Source organism: Algoriphagus antarcticus (assembly GCF_002150685.1).
GTDB lineage: Bacteria > Bacteroidota > Bacteroidia > Cytophagales > Cyclobacteriaceae > Algoriphagus > Algoriphagus antarcticus.
In genome coordinates this window covers 89,540-113,182 of record NZ_MSSW01000023.1, presented here as the reverse complement: position 1 = coordinate 113,182, position 23,643 = coordinate 89,540, and the positions used below count along the sequence as shown (strand labels likewise).

At 41.3% G+C, this 23,643-nt stretch carries 21 protein-coding genes and 1 pseudogene; 13 read left to right on the top strand and 9 right to left on the bottom strand.

The window, feature by feature from the left end:
* Window positions 1–308: 308 nt before the first annotated feature.
* Window positions 309–923 (top strand): SH3 domain-containing protein, encoded by a 615-nt coding sequence (locus tag BVH04_RS09995; protein ID WP_317045496.1) that lies wholly within the window; start codon window positions 309–311, stop codon window positions 921–923.
* 211 nt (window positions 924–1,134) lie between these two features.
* Here the strand turns inward: BVH04_RS09995 and BVH04_RS09990 are convergent, their stop codons facing one another.
* From BVH04_RS09990 to BVH04_RS09975, 4 genes are read right to left on the bottom strand one after another with little or no spacing between them, the layout of a single operon-like run.
* Window positions 1,135–1,875, bottom strand: a complete 741-nt coding sequence (locus BVH04_RS09990; RefSeq protein ID WP_086541334.1) for a 3-keto-disaccharide hydrolase — start codon at window positions 1,873–1,875, stop codon at window positions 1,135–1,137.
* A gap of 1 nt (window position 1,876) precedes the next feature.
* The gene (locus BVH04_RS09985; protein ID WP_086541329.1) at window positions 1,877–2,305 is read right to left on the bottom strand and encodes a c-type cytochrome; all 429 of its coding nucleotides are present in this window, start codon (window positions 2,303–2,305) and stop codon (window positions 1,877–1,879) included.
* 25 nt (window positions 2,306–2,330) lie between these two features.
* On the bottom strand, window positions 2,331–3,383 hold the full coding sequence (locus BVH04_RS09980) for a sugar phosphate isomerase/epimerase family protein (protein WP_086541328.1): 1,053 nt from the start codon (window positions 3,381–3,383) through the stop codon (window positions 2,331–2,333).
* 32 nt (window positions 3,384–3,415) lie between these two features.
* Window positions 3,416–4,585 carry a Gfo/Idh/MocA family protein gene (locus BVH04_RS09975; protein WP_086541327.1) on the bottom strand — a complete coding sequence of 390 codons (1,170 nt, stop codon included), beginning with the start codon at window positions 4,583–4,585 and terminating at the stop codon, window positions 3,416–3,418.
* Between the two features lie 253 nt (window positions 4,586–4,838).
* Between BVH04_RS09975 and BVH04_RS09970 the strand changes: the two genes are divergently transcribed.
* Genes BVH04_RS09970 through BVH04_RS09955 form a run of 4 tightly spaced genes read left to right on the top strand, consistent with a single transcriptional unit; the run spans window position 4,839 to window position 9,238 of the window.
* Entirely contained in the window at window positions 4,839–6,065 is a 1,227-nt protein-coding gene (locus tag BVH04_RS09970; protein ID WP_086541326.1) for a nucleoside permease, read from the top strand.
* An 8-nt stretch (window positions 6,066–6,073) separates the two neighbouring features.
* Complete coding sequence (locus tag BVH04_RS09965) at window positions 6,074–6,952, top strand: hydroxypyruvate isomerase family protein (protein WP_086541325.1); 879 nt, start codon at window positions 6,074–6,076, stop codon at window positions 6,950–6,952.
* Between the two features lie 28 nt (window positions 6,953–6,980).
* A complete protein-coding gene (locus BVH04_RS09960) occupies window positions 6,981–8,660 on the top strand; it encodes a GMC oxidoreductase (protein ID WP_086541324.1) in 1,680 nt (559 codons plus the stop codon).
* A 17-nt stretch (window positions 8,661–8,677) separates the two neighbouring features.
* Window positions 8,678–9,238, top strand: a complete 561-nt coding sequence (locus tag BVH04_RS09955) for a gluconate 2-dehydrogenase subunit 3 family protein (protein ID WP_086541323.1) — start codon at window positions 8,678–8,680, stop codon at window positions 9,236–9,238.
* Window positions 9,239–9,430: 192 nt separating this feature from the next.
* Here the strand turns inward: BVH04_RS09955 and BVH04_RS09950 are convergent, their stop codons facing one another.
* Together BVH04_RS09950 and BVH04_RS09945 are read right to left on the bottom strand one after the other, a co-directional pair.
* On the bottom strand, window positions 9,431–10,075 hold the full coding sequence (locus BVH04_RS09950) for an MCP four helix bundle domain-containing protein (protein WP_086541322.1): 645 nt from the start codon (window positions 10,073–10,075) through the stop codon (window positions 9,431–9,433).
* A 125-nt stretch (window positions 10,076–10,200) separates the two neighbouring features.
* Complete coding sequence (locus tag BVH04_RS09945; RefSeq protein WP_086541321.1) at window positions 10,201–10,995, bottom strand: glycoside hydrolase family 16 protein; 795 nt, start codon at window positions 10,993–10,995, stop codon at window positions 10,201–10,203.
* Between the two features lie 70 nt (window positions 10,996–11,065).
* Here BVH04_RS09945 and BVH04_RS09940 point away from each other — a divergent pair, with 70 nt between their 5' ends.
* Together BVH04_RS09940 and BVH04_RS09935 are read left to right on the top strand one after the other, a co-directional pair.
* Window positions 11,066–11,254 (top strand): CsbD family protein, encoded by a 189-nt coding sequence (locus BVH04_RS09940; protein WP_086541320.1) that lies wholly within the window; start codon window positions 11,066–11,068, stop codon window positions 11,252–11,254.
* Between the two features lie 241 nt (window positions 11,255–11,495).
* A complete protein-coding gene (locus BVH04_RS09935) occupies window positions 11,496–12,659 on the top strand; it encodes a homogentisate 1,2-dioxygenase (RefSeq protein ID WP_086541319.1) in 1,164 nt (387 codons plus the stop codon).
* 257 nt (window positions 12,660–12,916) lie between these two features.
* Here BVH04_RS09935 and pafA read toward each other — a convergent pair whose 3' ends face one another.
* Window positions 12,917–14,551: an alkaline phosphatase PafA gene (pafA, locus tag BVH04_RS09930; protein ID WP_086541318.1), complete on the bottom strand. Its 1,635-nt coding sequence runs from the start codon at window positions 14,549–14,551 to the stop codon at window positions 12,917–12,919.
* A gap of 114 nt (window positions 14,552–14,665) precedes the next feature.
* Here pafA and BVH04_RS09925 point away from each other — a divergent pair, with 114 nt between their 5' ends.
* Window positions 14,666–16,264: an aminopeptidase P family protein gene (locus BVH04_RS09925; RefSeq protein ID WP_205635834.1), complete on the top strand. Its 1,599-nt coding sequence runs from the start codon at window positions 14,666–14,668 to the stop codon at window positions 16,262–16,264.
* Window positions 16,265–16,402: 138 nt separating this feature from the next.
* Window positions 16,403–16,720 (top strand): annotated as a pseudogene (locus tag BVH04_RS09920) (GxxExxY protein).
* A gap of 85 nt (window positions 16,721–16,805) precedes the next feature.
* Here the strand turns inward: BVH04_RS09920 and BVH04_RS09915 are convergent.
* Window positions 16,806–17,456: a carboxypeptidase-like regulatory domain-containing protein gene (locus BVH04_RS09915; RefSeq protein ID WP_086541316.1), complete on the bottom strand. Its 651-nt coding sequence runs from the start codon at window positions 17,454–17,456 to the stop codon at window positions 16,806–16,808.
* Between the two features lie 110 nt (window positions 17,457–17,566).
* Here BVH04_RS09915 and BVH04_RS09910 point away from each other — a divergent pair, with 110 nt between their 5' ends.
* The 3 genes from BVH04_RS09910 (at window position 17,567) to pruA (ending at window position 20,859) form a co-directional block, all read left to right on the top strand.
* Window positions 17,567–17,950: an ArsR/SmtB family transcription factor gene (locus BVH04_RS09910; protein ID WP_086541315.1), complete on the top strand. Its 384-nt coding sequence runs from the start codon at window positions 17,567–17,569 to the stop codon at window positions 17,948–17,950.
* Between the two features lie 6 nt (window positions 17,951–17,956).
* The gene (locus BVH04_RS09905; RefSeq protein WP_086541314.1) at window positions 17,957–18,652 is read left to right on the top strand and encodes a YjjG family noncanonical pyrimidine nucleotidase; all 696 of its coding nucleotides are present in this window, start codon (window positions 17,957–17,959) and stop codon (window positions 18,650–18,652) included.
* A gap of 572 nt (window positions 18,653–19,224) precedes the next feature.
* Window positions 19,225–20,859 carry an L-glutamate gamma-semialdehyde dehydrogenase gene (gene pruA, locus BVH04_RS09900; RefSeq protein ID WP_086541313.1) on the top strand — a complete coding sequence of 545 codons (1,635 nt, stop codon included), beginning with the start codon at window positions 19,225–19,227 and terminating at the stop codon, window positions 20,857–20,859.
* A gap of 299 nt (window positions 20,860–21,158) precedes the next feature.
* Here pruA and fabG read toward each other — a convergent pair whose 3' ends face one another.
* A complete protein-coding gene (fabG, locus tag BVH04_RS09895) occupies window positions 21,159–21,905 on the bottom strand; it encodes a 3-oxoacyl-[acyl-carrier-protein] reductase (protein ID WP_086541312.1) in 747 nt (248 codons plus the stop codon).
* Between the two features lie 295 nt (window positions 21,906–22,200).
* Between fabG and lpdA the strand changes: the two genes are divergently transcribed.
* Complete coding sequence (gene lpdA / locus BVH04_RS09890; RefSeq protein WP_086541311.1) at window positions 22,201–23,598, top strand: dihydrolipoyl dehydrogenase; 1,398 nt, start codon at window positions 22,201–22,203, stop codon at window positions 23,596–23,598.
* Window positions 23,599–23,643: the final 45 nt, after the last annotated feature.

The window sequence follows — 23,643 nt, the reverse complement described above, 5'->3', positions numbered from 1 at the left end:
CTTTGACTTGAACCTAAGAACCTCTCGGTCAATCCCGATTGTTATCGGGATAAGCTACAGAATCATATTGCTCTGAAAATTTCAGAAAATTTAACTACTAAATGGTAGCTTAAAACCTTTCAAATTGACTCCCTAGTCTTGCTTTTTGCTAGATCATTGCCGTTATTGGACTGCAAAAATAAGGGGACAAATTTTAAATGCCAAACGTGAAATCAATCTTTCTCACAAAACTTTTGATATTTTTATCGATATCACTTCAAAGTATTCATTGTCAAGCAGATGTAATTGAGCTAAAAAACGCAGATTCTTTGTTTAATTCCAGAAGCTACAAGGAAGCGATGGAAATTTACGATTCTAACTACCAATCCGGGATTTATTCACCTGCAATGTTGCTGAAAATGGCTTTCATTGCCGAAGGAATTGGAGATAACGAACGAGCTACACTTTACCTGAGTAAATACTACGACCTGGATCCCAATCCCCAGGCTATAACTAAGATTAAAAGTCTAACGGGTCAGAGTTCTCTTGTAGGATATGAAGTGAGCGACGGGCAGCGGTTTATGATATTTCTTACTGAATATCAGAATTATATTGTAGGGGTTTTGGTAGTATTTCTTGTGCTTTCTATTGTGGCTATCTGGATAAGTGGAAGAAAATCAGAGACGACTCAAAATTTCTGGCCGACTATTTTATTGATCATTTTGATCTTTGTTGCTAATAACTTTCTAAATGGGCCGAGAACTGGACTTGTCACTAGTAGCCCTACTTTTATCGTCAGTAAGCCTACTGCTGGAGGAGAGCTGGTAGATATGGTGGAGCCTGGCCATCGCGTGCGAATTAAGTCCTCTAAAGATATCTGGTATGAAGTAGAATGGAAGGACCACAGAGCTTATATTAAAAAAGAGGACGTTACCAGATTATAATCTATAGAGATATGTATAGCCTCAAACTCTCGTTTATCAAGAAGCATTCGATGATTTACCATCCGCAAAACGAAGAGAATTGCAGATCAAAAAAATGAAATCCAGAAAATTTATGGAAGCTGGTAAGCTCAGCCTAATAAAGAATCCTTTTCAAACGAAAAAAGAGTCCCACATCAGCAGGACTCTTTTTTCGTTTTGATAAGTGTAAAAATTAAAGTTTTTTAATCATCACATTTTTGAAGGTGACTAGATCACCATGATCTTGAAGTGCAATTCTACCTTTCTTGTAAGTGCCGAAATTAGGCATGTCTTTGAATTTGCTGTCTGCGATTAAAGCTTCCCACTCAGGAGTCCAAAGTGTAGTGCTCACCACAGTAGTACCATTAAGGATAAGGTCAAGTTTGCCGTTGTTAGAAATGATCTCAGCTGAGTTCCATTCTCCATAAGGCTTCACCGTCTCTTCACTGCTTACGATCAGGTCGTACAGATCTCCTGCTCTATGGCTCACGATTTTAGAGTCAGGATGGCCCTCGTTGTCCAGTACCTGCATTTCCATTCCCGTGTTCCATGAATTTTGATATTCTGAAGCTTCATGAGAATAAAAGATAACACCACTATTTCCGTTTTGTGCGATTTTCCAATCGTATTTCAAATGGAAATTTTCGTATTCCTCATTAGTGATGATGTCTCCACCGTCTCCTGTTTGCCAGCCGTCTTTGTTTTTGGCATCAAGATATGCTTCACCGTTCTCGATTTTCCAAGCTTTGCCCACTTCTCCACCACCGTATTTGTGCCAGTTTGAGAAATCGTTGTTAGCGAATAAATCGGTCCATTCTTCTGCCGGAGCTTCTGCTACAGTGAGTTCTTCGGCCTCAGTTTCGGTTGCTTTTTCCCCAGAACAAGAAGCAAGAATACTTGCCAATGCTGCTACGATGATATAATTTTTTTTCATCTTATTTTTTAAGAATGAGTACATAAGCCACCATGTCTTTAGCATCTTCCAAACTTACTGTAGGGTGGGCAGGCATTGGAATTTCACCCCATACACCTACACCACCATTGACTACTTTTTGAGCCAACATGTTGATGTTCTCTTCAGTGCTTTCATACTTTGCAGCTACCTCTGCATACGAAGGGCCTACGATTTTTCTTTCAACCATGTGACAAGATGTACAATCAGAGGCCTTAAGTTTTGCAAGTCCTTTGATATAAATAGGGTCATCTTGGTATTTTTCTTCAAGGCTCATTTCTTTTTCTGGAGCAGCTGGAGTTCCTACAGGTTCAATTGTAGTAGTTTCAGTAGATTTTTCGCCGCTACCGCAGGCAAATGCTAAACCTGCCATTGCTGCAATCGCTAAGTTTATTGGTTTTGTAATTTTCATTTTGTTTTATAAGTTATTTAAGTAATTAAATTCCTAGGATTCTTTTGTTGAATTCCTCGTCTGCACCTCTGCCGGCGAAGTCATCAAATGCTTTTTCTGTTACTCTTATGATGTGTGAATCAATAAATGGAGCGCCTTCTGCAGCTCCTTGCTCAGGATGCTTGATAGCACATTCCCATTCCAAGACGGCCCATCCATCATAATCGTACTGGGAAAGTTTGCTAAAAATTCCTCCAAAATCAACTTGTCCGTCGCCCAAAGATCTGAAGCGACCTGCTCGCTCTACCCATCCTTGGTATCCGCCATAGACACCCTGCTTTCCGGTAGGGTTGAATTCGGCATCTTTTACGTGGAACATTTTGATTCTTTCGTGGTAAAAGTCAATGAATTGCAAGTAATCCAAACATTGTAACACGAAGTGACTTGGATCATACAAGATATTGGCTCGCTTGTGATTATTGACTTTATCTAGAAACATTTCAAATGTCACTCCATCGTGCAAATCTTCGCCAGGATGCAATTCATAACAAACATCCACTCCATTATTATCGAATTCATCCAAAATAGGAAGCCATCTTTTTGCCAATTCTGTGAAACCAGTTTCTACCAAGCCAGCAGGTCTCTGTGGCCAAGGATAAACGGTTTGCCACATCAATGCTCCCGAAAAAGTAGCATGGGCAGTAAGTCCCATGTTTTGGGAAGCTTTTGCTGCATATTTCAATTGCTGCACTGCCCAATCAGTTTTCCCCTGTACGTTTCCTTTCAAATTATCCGGTGCAAATCCGTCAAACAACTCATTGTAAGCTGGGTGTACCGCAACCAATTGACCTTGAAGGTGAGTGGAAAGTTCCGTGATCTCCAAGCCAGCCTCTTCAACTGTGCCGATGATTTCATCCGCATAAGTTTTGCTTTCGGCAGCTTTTTGCAAATCTATCATCCTAGCATCCCACGAAGGGATTTGCACGCCTTTATATCCAAGGTCGGCCATGTAGTTGCAAATGTTTTTTAAGTTGTTGAATGGCGCATTATCGTCAATAAATTGAGCGAGAAAAATCGCTGGGCCTTTAATTGTCTTCATTTTAATAAGGTTAAATTATTAGGTTCAAGAATTTATTTTTCCACTTCAAAAGTAGTCCATTTTACATCGGACTCATTACTTTCTAGTACATGATCAATGAAAGCCATTCCTCTGATTCCATCTTCTATGCCAGGATAGTCTTCCCATTCTGGTTTTGGTGTTTCTCCAGCTCGCTCAGCATATATGCATCTGGCGAAATTCCTATACAAGTTGGCGAATGCTTCTATATATCCTTCTGGATGACCGGCTGGAGTTCGTATGTTCTCATTTGCAAGCGAACCCAAATAGCCTGTCCCTGCTCTCAAAATCTGATCTGGAGCATCTGGCCAGCGAGCGATAAGCGTATTGTTTAATTCCTGCTGCCATTCCAAACCGCCTTTTTCACCATAAACTCTAATTCTTAGGTTGTTTTCTACGCCAGTGTCTGTTTGCGAGGCAGTAAGCACTCCAGAAGCGCCATTTTCAAACCTCATCAAAACCACTCCATCGTCATCAATCGGTCTACCATCCACTTTGATATACAAGTCTGCACAGATAGCAGCTACTTTTTCGCCGGAAACATACTCAGCCAAATGAAATGCGTGTGTGCCAATATCACCCATACATCCTGCCAATCCATTTCTTTTCGGATCCGTCCGCCATTCTGCTTGCTTGTTATTTTCAGATTCTAGCAATTTCCACAGCCAGCCCTGAGGGTATTCTACATAGACTTTTCTCACTTTGCCGATTTGTCCTTCAGCAATCATCTGTTTGGCTTGCTTGATCATCGGATAGCCAGCGTAAGTATGAGTGAGAAGAAACCTTTTCTCAGAAGCTTTGACTAGTTGATATAATTCTTTTGCTTCTGCGTAATTGAGCGTTAGCGGTTTGTCCAGCGCTACATGAAAACCATATTTGAGTGCTTTTACTGTAGGGTCAAAGTGCACATTATTTGGCGTCACGATTACTACTACATCTATTCGCTCAGTTTCTGGAAGTTCCAGTTCTTTGGCAAACATCTCATCGTAATTGCCATAGACTCTTCCAGGATCGAGCAAGAGTTCTTCGCCTCGTTGTTTTGATTTTTCCGGATTTGAGCTAAAAGCTCCTGCTACTAGCTCAAACAATCCGTCCATCAATGCTCCATTCAAATGGATAGCTCCAATAAAAGAACCTGGTCCGCCACCTATAATTCCAATTTTTAATTTTTGTGTGGATGACATTTGGGAAAAGACTTTATATTCAGGATTAAATGCTTGAAATAATTGATTCCGATTGGAAAAACCTTATCTCTTCTAGTGAATTGATAGAATAATTGATCAATAGCTGCATCTTGGTATGAATGGCTTTGTCAGTTAGTGAGAAGACCTTACTTCGGGAAGTCGTTGGACCTCCCTAAAATACTTCAAATTGGCTAGACTTTAAACTTTGGCTGAACCTTAAAAGTTATCACTTCTATATTCTAATTTTAAATCCATGAACATCAATACCAAGTTAAGTTTATCCTTTATGATGTTTTTGGAGTTTTTCATCTGGAGCTCTTGGTATGTGACTTTGGGGACTTTTCTGGGATCCAATCTTCTGGCAAAAGATCAGGAGATTTCACTTGCCTTTTCTACCCAATCGTTTGGTGCCATCATCGCTCCCTTCGTGGTGGGATTGATTGCTGATCGGTATTTTCATGCTCAGAGAATATTGGGTGTAATTCATATAATAGGTGCGGGTTTGATGTATATGCTTTACACTTCCTCGGACTTCTCGGGATTCTTCCCGATACTCCTTATATATATGATTCTCTTTATGCCCACTCTCGCACTGGTTAATTCCATTTCTTTTAACCAAATGAAAGATCCCGCAAAAGAATTCGGAAAGATCCGTGTGTGGGGGACGATTGGCTGGATCGCTGCTGGTTTATTGATCAGTTTTATGTCTTGGGATAGTCAGGAAGGATTAAAAGAAGGCTTATTGAGAAACACTTGGCTGATGGGGGCTGTCAGCTCTTTGGTCTTAGGTCTGTTTAGTTTTGCACTTCCGCATACTCCACCTCAGCCCAGAACAGCAGGGGATTTCAAACTTTCTGAAGTCCTTGGATTGGATTCTCTGGGATTGCTAAAGCATAAGAATTATGCAGTTTTCTTTATTTCCTCTATTCTTATCTGCATTCCTCTCGCATTTTATTATCAAAATACAAGTCCTTTTCTCACAGAGATAGGCTTGACAAATTCCACAGGGAAAATGGCTCTCGGACAGGTTTCCGAAGTAGTATTTATGCTTGCCTTACCTATTTTCTTTTCCAAATTTGGGATCAAAAAGACTTTAATTGTAGCTATGCTAGCTTGGGCAGTACGGTATGTTTTCTTTGCATTTGGAGATGCCAATGAAGGAGTTTGGATGTTGTTGATCGGTATAGCCCTCCATGGCATTTGTTATGATTTCTTTTTTGTAAGTGGACAAATCTACACTGATTCGCATGCTGGACTGAAATACAAATCTTCTGCACAAGGGTTAATTACCTTTGCCACTTATGGTGTAGGAATGCTGATTGGCTTCTGGGCGGCTGGATTAATCTCAAATTATTACACAAATGAAGCGGGAGTACATCTTTGGGAATCAATTTGGTTGATTCCTGCTGGCATTTCTGTATTGGTTTTGCTACTTTTCATGGCTCTTTTCAAGAAAGAACAAATAAATTCACATCAATAAACCCCCTCATGACCAAACCTATTGACACTGGAAGAAGAGATTCTTTCAAAAAAGTTTTACTTGGTGGTGCTGCATTCAGCACGTTATCCTCCTTTGATTTGAAGCAAGAGAAACCCTATGCATTGAAAGGAAATATAAACCACGGTGTGTGCCACTGGTGTTTTCGTGATTATAGTTTAGATGATTTCTGTGTAGAAGCTAAGAAAATCGGTATCAAAGGCATAGACTTGATCGGCCCAAGCAATTGGCATATTCTGAAGAAGCACGGGTTAGACTCCTCTATGTGTAACGGCGCGGAAATCAGCCTTACAGAAGGATTTGGCGAGGTTCAGTATCATGAGCAATTGATCAAAAACTACACAGAAGTGATTCCTCAGGTAGCAGAAGCAGGATATAAAAACCTAATCTGTTTCTCTGGAAATAGAAGAGGAATGGACGATGAGACTGGTTTGAAAAATTGCCTGATCGGTCTGGAGAAAATAATTCCTTTAGCTGAAAAGCATGGAGTCATCGTTCAAATGGAACTGCTCAATAGTAGAGTGAATCATAAAGATTATCTATGTGATAGATCTGCTTTTGGTGTCGAATTATGTAAAAGGGTAGGAAGTGAGAACTTCAAGCTTCTTTACGATATCTATCATATGCAGATCGATGAAGGAGATTTGATCAGAAGTGTTCAGGATAATCACCAGTATTTTGGGCACTACCATACTGCTGGAAATCCGGGGAGAAATGAATTGGACGATACGCAGGAGATTTATTATCCTGCACTGATGAAAGCGATAGTAGCCACAGGCTACAAGGGCTATGTGTCGCATGAGTTTATTCCAAAGTCAGAGGATAAAATGGCATCTTTGGCTCAGGGAGTTCAGATCTGTGACGTATAAATAAAAAGAAAACTTAAAACCCATATTTATGGCAAATGAAGCATATGACGCAATTGTAGTTGGGTCAGGAATAAGCGGCGGTTGGGCTGCAAAAGAATTGACGGAGAAGGGGCTGAAAGTATTACTCCTCGAAAGAGGACCTAATGTGGAGCACATTAAGGATTATACAACTGCTACGATTCCACCGTGGGAAGTACCTCATCGTGGTAGAAGGACTCAGGAGCAATTGGAAAACCATCCAAACTTAAGAAGAGATTATGTACTGAATGAGTTGAACATAGACTGGTGGGCACATGAAGATGATTCTCCTTATGTAGAAGAAAAACCATTTACATGGTTCCGAGGCTATCAAGTAGGTGGACGATCATTGCTTTGGGGCAGACAGTCTTATCGTTGGTCTGATTTAGATTTTGAAGCCAATGTAAAAGAAGGCGTAGCGGTCGATTGGCCGATACGCTACAATGAGATTGCTCCTTGGTATTCTTATGTGGAGAAATTTATAGGAGTATCTGGTTCCAAAGATGGTTTGGATGTGCTTCCTGACGGTGAGTTTATGCCGCCCATGCCGATGAACTGTGTGGAGGAAGATGGTGCTGCCAAAATTAAGGAGCATTATAAGGGAGCTAGAACTTGGACTATCGGTAGGCCGGCGAATATCACCCAGCCACTTCCAGGAAGACCAGGCTGTCAATACAGAAATAAATGCTCACTTGGATGTCCATTTGGTGGATATTTCAGCACGCAAGCTTCCACTTTGCCAGCTGCAAAAGCTACTGGTAACCTTACGCTTCGTCCATGGTCAATCGTCACAAAATTGATTTATGACAAAGACAGCAAGAAAGCCACAGGCGTAGAAGTGCTGGATGCAGAGACCAATCAGACGATAGAATACGATGCAAAAATCGTATTCCTATGTGCTTCGGCATTCAACTCTACAGCTATTCTAATGAACACCGCGACAGATGTTTGGCCTGGTGGATTGGGAAGTAGCTCAGGAGAACTTGGTCATAACGTGATGGATCACCATTTCCGATTGGGCGCAAATGGCACAATGGAAGGCTATGAGGACAAATATTACTTTGGGCGAAGACCAACGGGACTTTATATTCCAAGATTTCAAAATGTAAACGGAGATAAAAGAGATTACCTTCGAGGTTTTGGTTATCAAGGTGGAGCCAGTCGTAGTGGATGGTCTCGTGATGTGGCTGAATTGAATTTTGGCGCTCCTATGAAAGATGCACTAACCCAGCCAGGACCATGGTCTATGGGTGTTACGGCCTTTGGCGAAATACTTCCTTACCATGAAAACACGATCAAGTTTAGTGATACGGTGAAAGATAAGTGGGGAATGAAAGCATTAGTAATGAACGCAGAGATCAAAGACAATGAAATCAAAATGCGTAAAGATATGATGGCTGATGCAGCAGAGATGCTGGAGGTAGCAGGATTCAAAAATATCAATGAGTACGATGCTGGATACACTTTCGGGCAGGGTATTCACGAAATGGGAACAGCTAGAATGGGACGTGATCCTAAAACTTCTGTTCTGAACGGAAATAACCAAGTTTGGGAAGCGAAAAACGTATTTGTGACTGATGGAGCATGTATGACCTCAGCTGCAGCCGTGAACCCTTCACTTACCTACATGGCTCTGACTGCAAGAGCGGCAGCTTTCGCAGTAGATGAATTGAATAAGCAAAATCTCTAATCGTAAAAGACAAGACTATGACTATGAATAGAAGAGACGCTTTGAAGAGCGTCATGGTAATGATGGGTGGGACGATGATTGGCGCTACGGCGATCATGACTGGCTGTACACCCGAAAACCAAATTGAAGGATTAGATTTTGATCCGGATGACATTGCTTACTTGGACGAGTTGGGAGACACAATTATTCCTGAGACGGATACACCTGGGGCTAAAGCTGTAGGTATCGGGTCATTTATGGTGATGATGGTCAAAGACACCTATGACGGAGATAGTCAAAAGGTATTCGTTGATGGCTTGAACAAATTGAAAAAGGACTTCAAAGCTGCTAATGGGAAAGATTTTGTGGGCGCGCCTGCAGAAGAAAGATTGGCTTATCTGAATGGAATGTATGATGAGTTTAAGGCCAGCGGAAAAGATAGAAGTCCTGAGGTGATAAATATGCTTCGTGACTTGACTGTACTTGGCTATTTCTCTTCTGAAATTGGAGCTACTCAGACGTTGAATTATGTGGAAACTCCAGGGAGATTTGATCCATGTATTCCTTGGACAGACGCTGATAAAGCTTACGCTATTTAAGATAAATAAACCTATAAAGAATGGCCTGCTCCTGATAAGGGCAGGCTTACCTTTGTTCAATTGCCCCAAGAATCCGGGGTGAAGTATTTGGAATAGAACAAGAGCAGTTTGTAGGCACTACGCCTTTAGAAGCAGCGGAGAATAATGCTACTTGTTTAGGTAAATTGAAGGTTTGAATAAGTGAGTTTTAGGTTATTTCTGAAATGTCATGTTGTTTCTGAAAAGAAGTAAATATAAAGCGAGTGCTAAAATGATCAACAAAGCCACTTCAAACTGAGACCAGATTTGGGATCGATTGATAATGATGTTGGCTTTGTTGATTAATTTTTCTCCTTCTTCTAATTGGATTTTACTCAAATTATCGAGGTCTTGCTGTGCTTTACTAATTTTTTTATCGTAAAGCTGTACCTGACTCAAATTGACACCAGAAGAGTCGGAATAAAGCAAACTATAGTTTTTAATCTGAAGGTCATTTTCTATGATTGCTTTGAAATCAGTCAAATATTGCGCTTCATTTTCGGTTAATTTCGTTTTCTCAAAGTTTGAAACTATTTCCATAATAGCTTTTTCTTTTTCAGCTATTTCATTTACTACTTTCGAATAGTCATAGTTGTTGTCACAATGATCAACTAGCTTTTGAATCCTAAATAGATTTTCTGAAATTCTGAATATATATCCCTCCACTACCAGACGGTCGTTGTATACCTCTGTAAAAGTGCTACTGATGTTTTTGAATGCTTGACGCTCGGTAAGGTTTGTCCCATACATCAAGAGCATCAGCAAACCAATGACCACAAGAGCCGTAATTTTCCTTTTTTTAAAAGCAGTATTTAGCATATTTTACTAGTTATGGGTTATGTCTTCTATCAGTTTAAGGATATCTGTCCAATTTCCCAATTTTTTCTAACTAAGAATGGACGTTTGTGGAATATAATTTTGGTTTGAAAGTACTAACTGAAATATCATTCATGAGGTTTTTTATCATAGACTCTTACGTAGTCAATTTCCATTCGCTGAGGCCATATGTCAGTGGCAACACCCTGTAAGCCACCCCATCCACCGCCGACAGCAATATTTAGAATCAAGTGAAAAGGCTGATCAAACGGCCATTCTTTGTAGTCATGGCCTATGTTTTCAAAAGTAAAGTAGATGTTTCCGTCTATCAAAAAATCAATTTTTTCATTCGTCCAGTTTATCGCGTAAATATGGAATTCGGTGTTGTAATCAGACACTTGTTGAAAGCCTCCTTTTTGCGTACCAATGCTGTGATTGAAGGCTTCGGTGTGCACGGTGCCATGTACTTTTCCAGGATCGTAACCCACATGTTCCATAATGTCGATTTCCCCATTTTTAGGCCATCCACCATGTAAATTTTCTTCAGGAAGCATCCATATTGCAGGCCAAGTCCCGCGTCCACGGGGTAATTTTGCTTTGATTTCTAGGTAGCCATATTGCCAAGCTGCTTTTCCTCTGGTGAGTATTCGTGCAGAAGTGTACCCCTTAGGATGTGAACTGTCAGCGTGTGCTTCTATGATTAGTTTTCCATTTTCAATTCGGGCATTTTTAAGGTCACTTTGTGAATAATATTCCAATTCCTCATTGCCCCAACCATGATCTCCGACGTCGTAGGTCCATTTCTCCGGATCAGGTAAACCTTCGTCAGAAAACTCATCTGACCAGACTAATCGCGCTTCTTGCGCATTTGAGCTTAGATTTAAGTAAATAGTTAACAGGAAAAGAGTGAGGACTGTCTTCATTTTGGGTTTTTCTTGGTATGTGCTTTGTAAATTACTAAGTACTCAATGTTTAACTTAAACCACTAATATTATGTCAAGCAACTTAAAATTAAAAGGAAACTGGAATATCATGAAAGGTAAGCTTAAAGAAAAGTACGGCGAATTGACCGACGATGATTTGAGTTATGTAGAAGGTAAAGAAGATCAGTTGCTGGGAAGAATCCAGAAGAAAACTGGTCAGACGGAAGATAAGTTGAGAAAAGAACTTTTCGAAGACTAAGAATAAAAAAAGAATGAAAACGGCGCAAGCCGTTTTTTTTATGCCATTTATACTAACCGAGTGCAAGTTGTCCTGCTTCTTCAGAAGCCGGACTTCGTTGTTTTTACTCGTTTATGAAGTCCTAAGTGATAAACCTTTTTAAAATGCATTTTTTAAGTGCCCATAAATCATTTTTACCAGATACACTGACTCCTTTTGATAGTTTGTTTAAATTTAACCAAAGAAATAAACCCAGTAACTAATGGCATACTATTACAGACTAGGAGCTATCCCGCCCAAAAGGCACACGCAATTCCGTCAGCCTGATGGCAGTCTTTACAAAGAAGAGGTAGTGAGTTCCAAAGGCTTTTCTGGAATCTACTCCACACTTTATCACATTCATAATCCTAACGAAGTAAGGTCTATTGGCAAGCCAGAGCCGTATTCGTGGAAGCCAGCTGCAGAATATGGATTGAATCAGACGCACTTGAAAACTTCCGATGTGGAATTTACAGGCGAAGATTACCTCTCAGCGAGAAGAAATCTCATGATGAACTCTGATGTGATGATGGGGATTTGTTCTCCTAGGCAGCGAAAAATGGATTATTACTTCAAAAATGCAGACGGGGATGAATTAATCTATGTGCATGACGGAGAAGGTGTATTGTATTCTCAGTTCGGTAAGCTTGAGGTTCGCAAGGGAGATTATATTGTGATCCCTCGTACGACGATTTACCGCTTTGAATTCGAAGAAAAAGGTCCGCTGAGACTTTTGATCATTGAATCTCAGGGAGCTATAGAAACTGTAAAGCGATATAGAAATGAAGTGGGACAATTGCTGGAGCATTCGCCATATTGTGAGCGGGATATTCGTCCGCCGCATGAGCTTCACATCGAAAAAGAGAAGGGGGATTACCTAGTGCAGATCAAAAAGCAGGGAATGCTTCACCAATATTCTTACGGGCACAGCCCACTGGATATTGTAGGATGGGATGGGTATTTATATCCTTACGCACTATCGATTTACGATTTTGAACCCATCACTGGTCGAATTCATCAGCCACCGCCAGTTCATCAGACGTTCCAGGCTTGGGGTTTTGTGATTTGCTCATTTGTGCCAAGGCTATTTGATTACCATCCGCTGTCTATTCCGGCGCCATACAATCATTCCAATATTGACTCGGATGAAGTCTTGTATTATGCCGAAGGGGAATTTATGAGCAGAAAAGGGATCGATCGAGGATCCTTTACTTTACACATGGGAGGTTTGCCGCATGGCCCGCACCCTGGAACTGTGGAGAAGTCTATCGGAGCAAAAGCAACGGATGAGTACGCGGTGATGCTGGATACATTCAAATCACTTCAGATTACAACGGATTCGCTTGAATTTGTAGATAAAAACTATCCGATGAGTTGGACGGAGTAAGATTTGCGGTACAGGATTTTGGATTTGCGGAATTATCGCGGGAATGGAGATCTTTACTTCATGGTTGGCGGGCGTGGAATTTGTCATTTAGAACGAAACATTGTTTGTCAGTCCGAGCGGATTCGAGGACTTGTAAAGCTAGTTGACTTCGACTTCGCTCAGTTTGGCAGTCTCAAGAACCAGGTGAGCAAAACCACTAAAACCAAAAAGCCTCGATTTTTTCAGATCGAGGCTTTTTGGATTGATAAGATGGGATTTTATTTTTTGTCAGTGATTTCCAAGATAGGTTGCCCGGTAGCGCCATTTGGCAGCTTGATATCGAGCATCATAGAAAGAGTAGGAGCGATGTCGGTAACAGTCGCATAACGAGAACTCTCTCCAGCAGGCACATGCCAACCGTAAAATAGGATTGGAACATTTGTATCATAAGAAAAGCCAGTGCCGTGAGATGTGCCAGTTGCACCACCTGTTAGCCATCCTGGCTCTAGAATCATCAAAATATCACCTGAAGCTTTATGATTATATCCCATTTGAAGTAGCATTGATCTGCCTTCGGTAAATTCTCTTGTTCGCATCGCAGTACCCGTATAAACTTCCTTGATACCATCAAATTTCAAAAGGAACTGAGCAATTTCATTTTCGAAATCTTCTTGGTTCATTTCTTTCTCCTGAATCAACTCATGGTTAAGGAAAAGCTGACCGTTCGAATTGTTTTTGATCAATTTTCCTGGACCATATTTAGAAGAGATGTAGCTAAGCAATTCGGTCATTACTGCACCTGTTCGAAGATTTCCGCCTGGTACTTTCTCGCTAATCATATGTGTGGCTATCTCAGCTACGGCATGATCTGCAGAGAGGAAAACCACATATTGGTCTTTACCATACTTCTCGTCAAGGTAGTTAAGAAGTCTCTCGATCTCTTGATCCAAACGGAGGTAAGTGTCCTCGATTTCCTTGGATTGTGGGCCAAATCTATGTCCTATATAATCTGGAGAAGAAAAGCTTAGAGCTAGGAAGTCCGTTTCTTCTCCCATTCCCATTTTTTCACCTTCGAGTGCCGCCAAAGCAAAATCCAAGGTCATTGTATTGCCAAAGGGCGTAGAGGAAATCAATCCAAATTCACCATTTGTCTTTCTGAGCTCTTTGAGGTCATATGGGAAAGTAGGAGTGTCTTTTCCACTGAATTTCCCCTCAAAAATATTATCATCCACCATACTTGCCTTATAAGTATTGATAGGATAAAGTGTGTTCCAGGTTTGGGATAGGTATGTATCTACAGATTTCTTTTGGTTGAATTTATCTACCCATTCTGGCAGTTTCTCATGATAATAAGAGGAAGTCATGAATTCACCAGTGTTGGAATCAAACCAATAGGCATCGCCTAAGTGACCCGCTGGAAGGCTTGCGCCACGATCTTTGATTGCTACACCTACTACCTTGGATCGCTTCTGCGTGTTTATTCGAAGTTCGTCAGTAATGGTAGTGGTGAGTAGGTTTCGTGGGCTGATAAACCCATTTTCTGCCGATCCACCGATGTTAGTCACGGTTGTATCTCCCGCGCAATAAATCATTTGATCCAAGCTCTTTACATACCAATCATTGCCAATGATGCCATGAGTAGCAGGAGTGGTGCCCGTATAAACTGATGCATGCCCGGGTCCTGTGTATGTGGGAATGTAGTTATAATGGCCATTTTTCATCATAAAGCCATCCTTCATCATTCGCTTAAATCCACCGTCTGAATACCTGTCCGAAAAGCGATACAAATAATCTTGGCGCATCTGATCGACAATGATGCCGACGACTAGTTTAGGCTTATCTGCTTGCGCCTGAGCGAGCAAAGGGCTCGAAGCCAAAATAAAAAGCAAAAATACAATCCCGAATTTTCTCATGTTTTGATTTTTTTTTAATCCTCAAAGATAAGGATATGACTCAATCTGTAGATTAAGACTTTGTTAAATGGTCAAAAGCGTAGACATTAGAACACTTAAATCAACATGATCTATATGAAAAAGATACTTTGGACTTTGCTTTTGCTCGCGTTCTCTCTTTCCGCATTCTCTCAATCCTATTTTGAAGATGGTCTTACCTCCGAATGGCATCGTGGAAGGAGAGATGAATTAAGGAAATTGATGCCAGCTAATTCTGTTGCTGTGTTTTTTAATAATCCAGTAAAGAACAGAACCAACGATGTTGATTACATCTATCATCCTAACACAGACTTTTTCTATCTGACAGGTTTTCGTGAGCCAAATGCTGTGCTTATTGTCTTTAGTGAAGAGCGCCAAATCAACGGAGAGATGTCCGAAGAACTGATTTTCGTGCAGAATAGAGATGCACGGGCAGAAATGTGGAATGGTAAGAGATTGGGAGTAGAGGGAATGATGAGCGAATTGGGCTTTGAGGATGCCCTGCTCAATTCTGAGTTTGCCGCTAAATCTGGTATCAACCTCCAGGACTTTGATAAGATTTTGACTTTTAGCCTTTCAGAGGCAATAGAAGAAAGTAGCACGAATCTTCCTTTGATACAGATGGTGGATGAATTTAAAAATGCCACAGCATACCCTGATAAACTTAATGAAGTGAGTGCTCAGGTTTATAAAATGATTGAAAGCTCAGACCTTGAGACTTCCGATCGTGTGGTTCAAATGCTGAAGAGATACAGTTCCCAATATCCTGATATGATGCAAGATCCATTGGTTAGTTCTTTTATGAATGCTGACTCTCCAGAGAAGCGAATGATGGTGAAAGAGGAAATACCGGAGCAAAAGCTAGACATTTCTTCACTCGGGGATATGATGGGAATACTTCGTGAGGTAAAGACAGCTGAGGAAATTGTCATGCTCAAGAAAGCTGTGAGGATCTCTGCCGTAGGACAGGTAGAGGTAATGAAGGCTGCGAAAGTGGGGATGACGGAGCGAGAAATTCAAGGTGTTCATGAGTTTATCTACAAGCGCTACGGAGCAGAAGAGCTCGGCTATCCATCAATAGTCGGAGGAGGAAACAATGGTTGTATTCTTCACTACATCGAGAATGATAAACGTGACTTGACTGATCGGTTGTTACTGATGGATCTTGGTGCAGAATGGAGAGGCTACACTGCCGATGTGACTCGTACTATTCCGATAAGCGGCGAATTCAACGCAGAAGAAAAAGCGATCTACGAGTTAGTGTACCAAGCGCAGGAAGCGGGGATAGCACTTTCTAAACCCGGCACTACTTTTCAAGATATTGACGCGGCGGGGCGTAAAATCATCGACGATGGACTGGCGAAACTTGGGATTATCAAAAAAGGAGAGGGTCACATGTATTTTCCGCATGGCACAAGTCACCATATAGGACTGGATGTGCATGATAGAGGAACTTATGATGTGCTTAAGGAAGGAGTAGTTTTTACCATTGAGCCAGGAATCTACATTCCAGAAGGATCTGATTGTGATCCAAAATGGTGGGGCATCGCAGTGCGAATCGAAGATGATATTTTGGTCACAAAAGATGGAAACATAAATCTCTCTGGAGATGCACCTAGAACTATCGCTGCCATCGAAGAAATGATGAGACATCCAAGTGTGCTAGAAGAGTGGGTGCTGCCTGAGATCGATTAAAGGGAGGGGGCTCGCCGCGACGCAGAAAATCCCTCGCTGCGGCGCGGCGGCGCAGCGTATTTTATTTTGAATATGGAAAAGATTGAGAATGATATTGCTACTTTAATTCTGGATAAAGCATTTCTAATTCATAGATAGTTGGGACCAGGTTTGCTGGAGTCTATTTATGAAAGGGTATTATTCCATGAGTTGAAAAAGTCTGGACTTTAAGTAGCAAGTCAAGTTTTCATTCTTTTCAAATGGGATGATATCACTTTTGAAAACGGATTTCGGGCTGACTTGATCGTTGAAGATAAAGTGATTGTTGAGATAAAATCAGTTCAAGTTATTACACCAGTTCACTCAAAACAATTAATGACCTATTTACGCCTAACTACGATGAAATTAGGGTTACTGTTGAATTTCAACGAAGCGTTGTTGAAAGATGGGATTAAAAGAGTGGCTAATAACTTATAGCTGACCTTACTTAAAGGATACTCGTTATTATCGCTGCGCCGTCGCGTCGCTGCGAGAAATAATTTATTATAAGCCTAGGTTCGCCTTAATCCTTCCTCTTCAGATCACCCCGCTTAATAGACCGAATAAACTGCCCCCAGGCGAATGGATCGAGGAGCCTAAGCGTTCTTGGTCCGTAGAGATCCTGGTTTTGAATGGCTTGTCCCTGCTGGAAATATCTGAAGTTTTCGTTTCCTGATGCAGGCATAGATTCGGCCCAGCGTAGTAGCATCTCAGGACTCATGTTGGCTCTGGAGATGGACATAGGATCCACTATGTTCAGTGCAATTACTGCCTGTTTGAATTCCTCCTCGGTAGGATAAGGCATTACTTCGATTTCTGCCAGAGCAATCTCATCTACTTGCATCGTCAGTATCAAACTGATTCCATCACTTTCTACAGTTTCAGGTACTTTGAAGGTTTGTTTTTTCAAGCCGATAAAACTAAATACAACCGAATCGCCTGCTAGCACGGGCATGGAAAAGTAGCCAAACCTGCCTGAACTAGTCCCCCGTCCTTTCTTTGGAACGTAAATGTTCACGCCTGCCACAGCGTCTGTGCTGTCTGCATTAAGGATAATACCAGAAAGTTGGATTACTTTTTTTTGTTGCACATCTTGAGCCAAGGAATGGTTCAGGGAAAAAATCAATCCCAAAAAGAAAAGGAAGCTAAATCGAAGTAGTAATGGATAGTTCACAAATAAAATAACTTAATAGAACGTCAGATGGTTGTCAATTGTGGTACGATAATAATCTAATTTCGGTTGATTTTTTATTTTACCCTCATAAACTCCGTTAAAACTTACAAATGCGGTTAAAAAATATCAGTTTAAACTACGGGCTTAGAATCTTTAAAGCACTTTCTGAAGAACCTCGCGTGAGGATTTTTCACCTGCTGATGCTCAATAGAGAGCTTTCCATTTCTGACTTTGAATTAATCCTTGACTTTACCCAGACTAAAACGAGTAGGCATCTCATTTACTTGAAAAACGCAGGACTTCTCGGGAGCAAGCGAGTGGATCAATGGGTGTTTTACTACATTTTGGAAGAGTACATGGAAATTATTCAGCAGATTTTTAAGTTCATACAGAAAGACCCAAGTCTCATCAAGGATCAAAAGACCTTCGAAATCCTGAAATCCAACCGTGAACTTGCCATAAATAAAATTCAGAACAATCAATACCGACGTTAATTTCCCTTGAAAAATTACCAACACCTCTTCTTCGATCTAGACCACACGCTTTGGGATTACGATCGAAATGTTCAGGAATCTCTTTCCGAACTTTTCCTTCATTATAAACTCGAAGAACTCGGAGTTTTATCCTCACAGCATTTTATTGATTCCTTTTATGCCGTGAATTTCAAACTTTGGAGTGCTTATGACAAAGGTGAAATGCAGAAAGAGGAATTGAGAACTACCCGCTTTCCAAGGATATTTGCCCATGCAGGAGTAGTTGACGCAGTGATCCCTGAAGAATTTGAAGGAGATTTTATGCATCGCACTTCTAGCAAACCGCACCTTTTTCCGCATACGATAGAACTACTCGATTATCTCAAACCGAAGTACAAGCTCTATGTGATCACCAATGGATTTGACGAAAGTCAAGCCAAGAAAATGAACTCATCAGGCTTGAATGATTACTTTGAATTGGTCGTGACATCTGAGACGACAGGGCATAAAAAGCCTGATCCAAGGATTTTCCAGTATGCATTGGAACGAGCAGGTGCAAGCAAGGAAAATAGCCTAATGATAGGTGATAACCCTATTTCTGATGTCAAAGGAGCACATGGAGCCGGCATAGATCAGGTCTTCTTCAATCCATTTGGAAAGCCCATAGACTTGGTACCAACTTACACTATTTCACATTTGAGAGAACTAGAAGCCATACTTTAGGGTCTAGCAGACTATTGCTCTATGTCGCTGTAAATATTTCAATCACAGTTAGATGAATATTATCTATTGTGCCGTTGGCACTCTGTGGTTACTAATCATCAATGAAACCCGAATTTCGCTTCGCTGTATTCAGGGCTGTTATGGTTCTTGCCGTTGGCAAGAGGTTGAAACCTTATGATGAGAACTCTATAAGTTGATTTCAGGTTTTAGTTCGATAAAAATGCCAAAGGCATTTACAATAAAAGCCCAGAATACAATTCTGGGTTAGAGGGGATGTGAATGTGAATGTGAGTGCCAAAGGCACGATCAATAATCTTTGCCGCTGTGAGTGTCTCCACTCACTTCTAAAGTCCTTATGAATTTGGTTTTCCATTCGTGTGACAGGAACTGAGGCTGAAGATTTTGAAGCTCATGTTTCTCGAACTGTATCTGAGAAAACCCTTTCATGAAATATGAACGGAAGATTTAGTGAACTAGAAGCCATACTTTAGGGTTCTTTTACTTCAATTTCATCAGCCAATAAAACCTTCTGGTTATCTTTGGCCAAACAGAAAATCATAACCACAGATATTATGCTCAAAGGTTTTTTTAATGTACCTATTCCGGTAAATGAGCCGGTAAAAGCTTATGCTCCCGGAAGTCCTGAGAGAAAAGAATTGCAAGCTGCTCTAAAAGAAGCTAGATCTCAGCAAGTTGATGTGCCTATGTACATCGGTTCGGATGAGGTCAGAACTGGCAATACTCACCAAATGTCTCCTCCTCATGATCACCAACACGTGTTGGGTCATTTCCATGAAGGAGATGCTTCTCATGTGGAGCAGGCGATCGATGCTGCCCTTGGTGCCAAAGAAGCTTGGGAAAATCTAGCTTGGGAGCAAAGAGCAGCTATTTTCTTGAAAGCAGCTGATCTTTTAGCAGGTCCATATCGTGCTAAAATCAATGCGGCAACGATGCTTGGGCAATCCAAGAATGCCATGCAGGCAGAGATTGATGCGGCATGTGAGTTTATCGACTTCTTGCGCTTCAATGTGCAATACATGACTGAAATCTATGCCCAACAGCCGCCAGTTTCTGGAAATGGTGTTTGGAATAGATTGGAGCAGAGACCGCTCGAAGGTTTTGTGTTTGCCTTGACTCCTTTCAACTTTACTGCTATTGCAGGAAATCTTCCTACTTCTGCCGCGATGATGGGGAATACCATCGTTTGGAAGCCAGCCTACACTCAGATTTATTCTGCAAATGTGCTGATGCAAGTGTTCAAAGAAGCTGGCGTCCCAGCTGGTGTGATCAACTTGATCTATGTAGATGGACCAACAGCGGGAGATATTATTTTCAAGCATCGTGATTTTGCAGGAATACACTTTACAGGTTCTACTGGCGTATTTCAGCATATTTGGAAAACTATCGGAGCTAACATTCATCAGTACAGGTCTTATCCTAGAATTGTCGGTGAGACTGGCGGAAAAGACTTCGTGATTGCTCACAAATCTGCTATTCCAAAAGCTGTGGCAGTGGGACTCGCCCGTGGTGCTTTTGAGTTCCAGGGTCAAAAATGCTCTGCTGCTTCCCGTGCTTACATTCCTTCCAATATTTGGGATGAGGTGAAAGAAGGCTTAGTCGCTGATCTTGCAGATATGAAAATGGGCGGGACGGAAGATTTCACCAACTTTATCAATGCGGTGATAGACGAGAAGTCGTTTGACAAAATCGCCAAATACATAGATAATGCGAAAGCAAATCCTGCGGTAGAAATCATCGCTGGAGGTAACTATGACAAGTCGAAAGGTTACTTCATCGAGCCAACAGTCATCGTGACGCAAGATCCGATGTACACGACGATGTGCGAGGAAATTTTCGGCCCTGTGTTGACTATATATGTTTACGATTCAGAACGATTCGAAGAGGCATTGGAATTGGTGGATCAGACTTCTCCTTATGCCTTGACTGGAGCAATTTTCTCTCAGGATCGCTACGCTGTGGAATTGGCTACTCAAAAGCTAAGAAATGCGGCGGGTAACTTTTACATAAATGATAAGCCAACAGGTGCGGTGGTAGGTCAACAGCCATTTGGTGGAGCGAGAGCTTCAGGTACAAATGACAAAGCTGGTTCTATGATCAACTTGCTTCGTTGGGTTTCTCCGCGTACGATCAAGGAAACTTTTGTATCGTCAACAGATTATAGATATTCTTTTCTGGGAGAAGATTGACCTTTGAGATGTTATTCCGAAGAAGGAACAACTGAGGAATCTCCTCGAAGGTCTTGAGTACAACGCTTTAGGTTAACCTTCGAAATAAAGCCTTCGAGGTCAAAAAAAGACTTCAAAGGTTATCGAATAATTAAAACCTTCGAGGAGATTGTTCGCTACTTTGTAGCTTACAATGACACCTCGAAGGTTAATAGGGCTCAAAGTTCTTGAGAACGATCTCAAAGACTATCGAAATAAAACCTTCGAGGAGATTTTTCAGTCATCCTTCCTTCGAAATGACACCTCAAAGGTTTCTTAGATTAAGTGTACATAGCCCCATTCACCTGAAGCACTTGGCCTGAGATATAGCTACTCATATCAGATCCTAAGAATACGCAAGCGTCAGCTACTTCTTCTGGTCGACCACCACGTTTCATTGGGATTCCATCTCTCCAAGCTTGTACAGTTTTTTCATCCAGTACAGCCGTCATCTCAGTTTCGATAAATCCCGGTGCTACGGCGTTACATCTGATATTTCTTGAGCCAAGTTCCAGGGCAATAGATTTAGTGAAGCCGATGATTCCAGCTTTCGAGGCTGCATAGTTTGCCTGGCCAGCATTTCCTTTCACACCCACTACGGAAGTGATATTAATGATAGAGCCAGACTTCGCTTTCATCATCGTTCTATTGACAGCTTTTACGGTGTTAAAGCAAGATTTTAGGTTGATTCCAATTACTTCGTCCCAAGCTTCCTCAGTCATTCTCATCAGCAAATTGTCGCGGGTGATTCCAGCATTGTTGATCAAAATATCCAATCCGCCAAATTCAGTGACAACTGCGTTAACCAATTCCTCAGCGGCTTTGAAGTCCGAAGCATCCGATCTATATCCTTTGGCTTTGACGCCGAATTCTGCCAATTCCGCTTCTAGCGCTTGGCCTTTTTCCACACTTGACAAAAAAGTAAAAGCGACATTTGCGCCCTCTTGTGCATATCTGATAGCAATTGCTCTTCCGATGCCTTTAGATGCGCCGGTGATCAATGCCGTTTTTCCTGAAAGTAATCCCATAGACTTTAAACTTTTGTTTGGCCAAAATTAGAAAAAAAGCTAAAACTTATGAATCTATAATTGAATTCAGTTGTCTTTTGGATCAGTTAGTAGCTATTCGTTTGAAAAATGATGGTTATGAAAAATATAATTTTAGTCAATTTGTTTAATTCAGAATATTGATTCGAAATGTGATACTCATTTTCCTCAGATCATAGTTTCTGGCTGGAATCATGAAGGAAACCAAATTTTTTTCTGAAGTCAAAAGGCCTATTTTTGCATAGTTTCAATCAGTTTTCAAATAAGATTCTAAGATATGTCTTCGACAAAATATGACTTGATCGTGTTGGGCAGTGGTCCAGGTGGCTATGTAGCTGCGATTCGTGCTTCCCAACTCGGCCTCAAAACCGCCATCATAGAAGCAGAAGAGTTGGGTGGTATTTGTCTTAACTGGGGTTGTATTCCCACCAAAGCTTTGTTGAAAAGTGCTCAGGTATTTGAGTACATCAATCATGCTGCGGACTATGGCATTACTGTAAAAGATGCCAGTGCTGATTTCACAGGGATCATCAAAAGAAGCCGCGGCGTAGCAGACGGAATGAGCAAGGGAGTGACTTTCTTGATGAAGAAAAATAAGATCGATGTCATCAAAGGTTGGGGTAAAATCCAGCCCGGAAAGAAAGTAGAAGTTACTGATAGCGCAGATAAGAAGACTGTCTATTCATTTGATAATATCATTATCGCAACCGGGGCAAGATCTCGGGAATTGCCATCTATGAAGATCGATAAGAAGAAGGTAATCGGTTACCGAGATGCGATGACTTTGGATAAGATGCCAAAGAAAATGGTGGTCGTAGGTTCTGGAGCCATTGGAATTGAGTTCGCCTATTTTTACGCTACCATGGGCACAGAGGTGACTATCGTAGAATTTTTGGATAGAATCGTACCGGTAGAAGATGTGGAAGTCTCCAAGACTTTGGAGAAGCTTTACAAAAAAGCAGGCATGACGATCATGACTTCTTCAGAAGTAACGGCTGTAGATACTAAAGGAACAGGTTGCAAAGTGACAGTAAAAACTGCCAAAGGCGAAGAGACTTTAGAATGTGATATCGTACTTTCCGCAGCTGGTGTAATCTCCAACCTTGAGAACTGTGGATTGGAAGATGTAGGAATCTTGGTAGATAAAGGTAAAATCAAAGTTGACGAGTACTACAAAACAAATATGCCAGGCTATTTTGCCATCGGTGATGTAATTCCAGGACCAGCATTGGCTCACGTAGCTTCTGCTGAGGGAATTATTTGTGTAGAGAAAATAGCCGGTCAGAATCCTGAGCCTTTGGATTATGGAAATATCCCAGGCTGTACTTATTGTTCTCCTGAGATTGCCTCTGTGGGTATGACTGAAGCTAAAGCTAAAGAAGCTGGATACGAATTGCGCATCGGTAAATTCCCTTTCTCTGCATCAGGAAAAGCATCAGCTGCTGGCGTTAAAGACGGTTTTGTGAAACTGGTATTTGATAAGAAGTACGGTGAATTGCTTGGTGCACACATGATCGGAGCCAACGTAACAGAGATGATCGCTGAGATCGTGGCTATCCGCAAACTGGAAACCACAGGTCATGAATTAATCAAAACTGTGCATCCGCACCCGACGATGTCAGAAGCAATTATGGAGGCTGCGGCCGCTGCTTATGACGAGGTGATTCACCTTTGATATAAATATTTTGAAAATAAATAACGCAAGACCTAAAAAAATTGG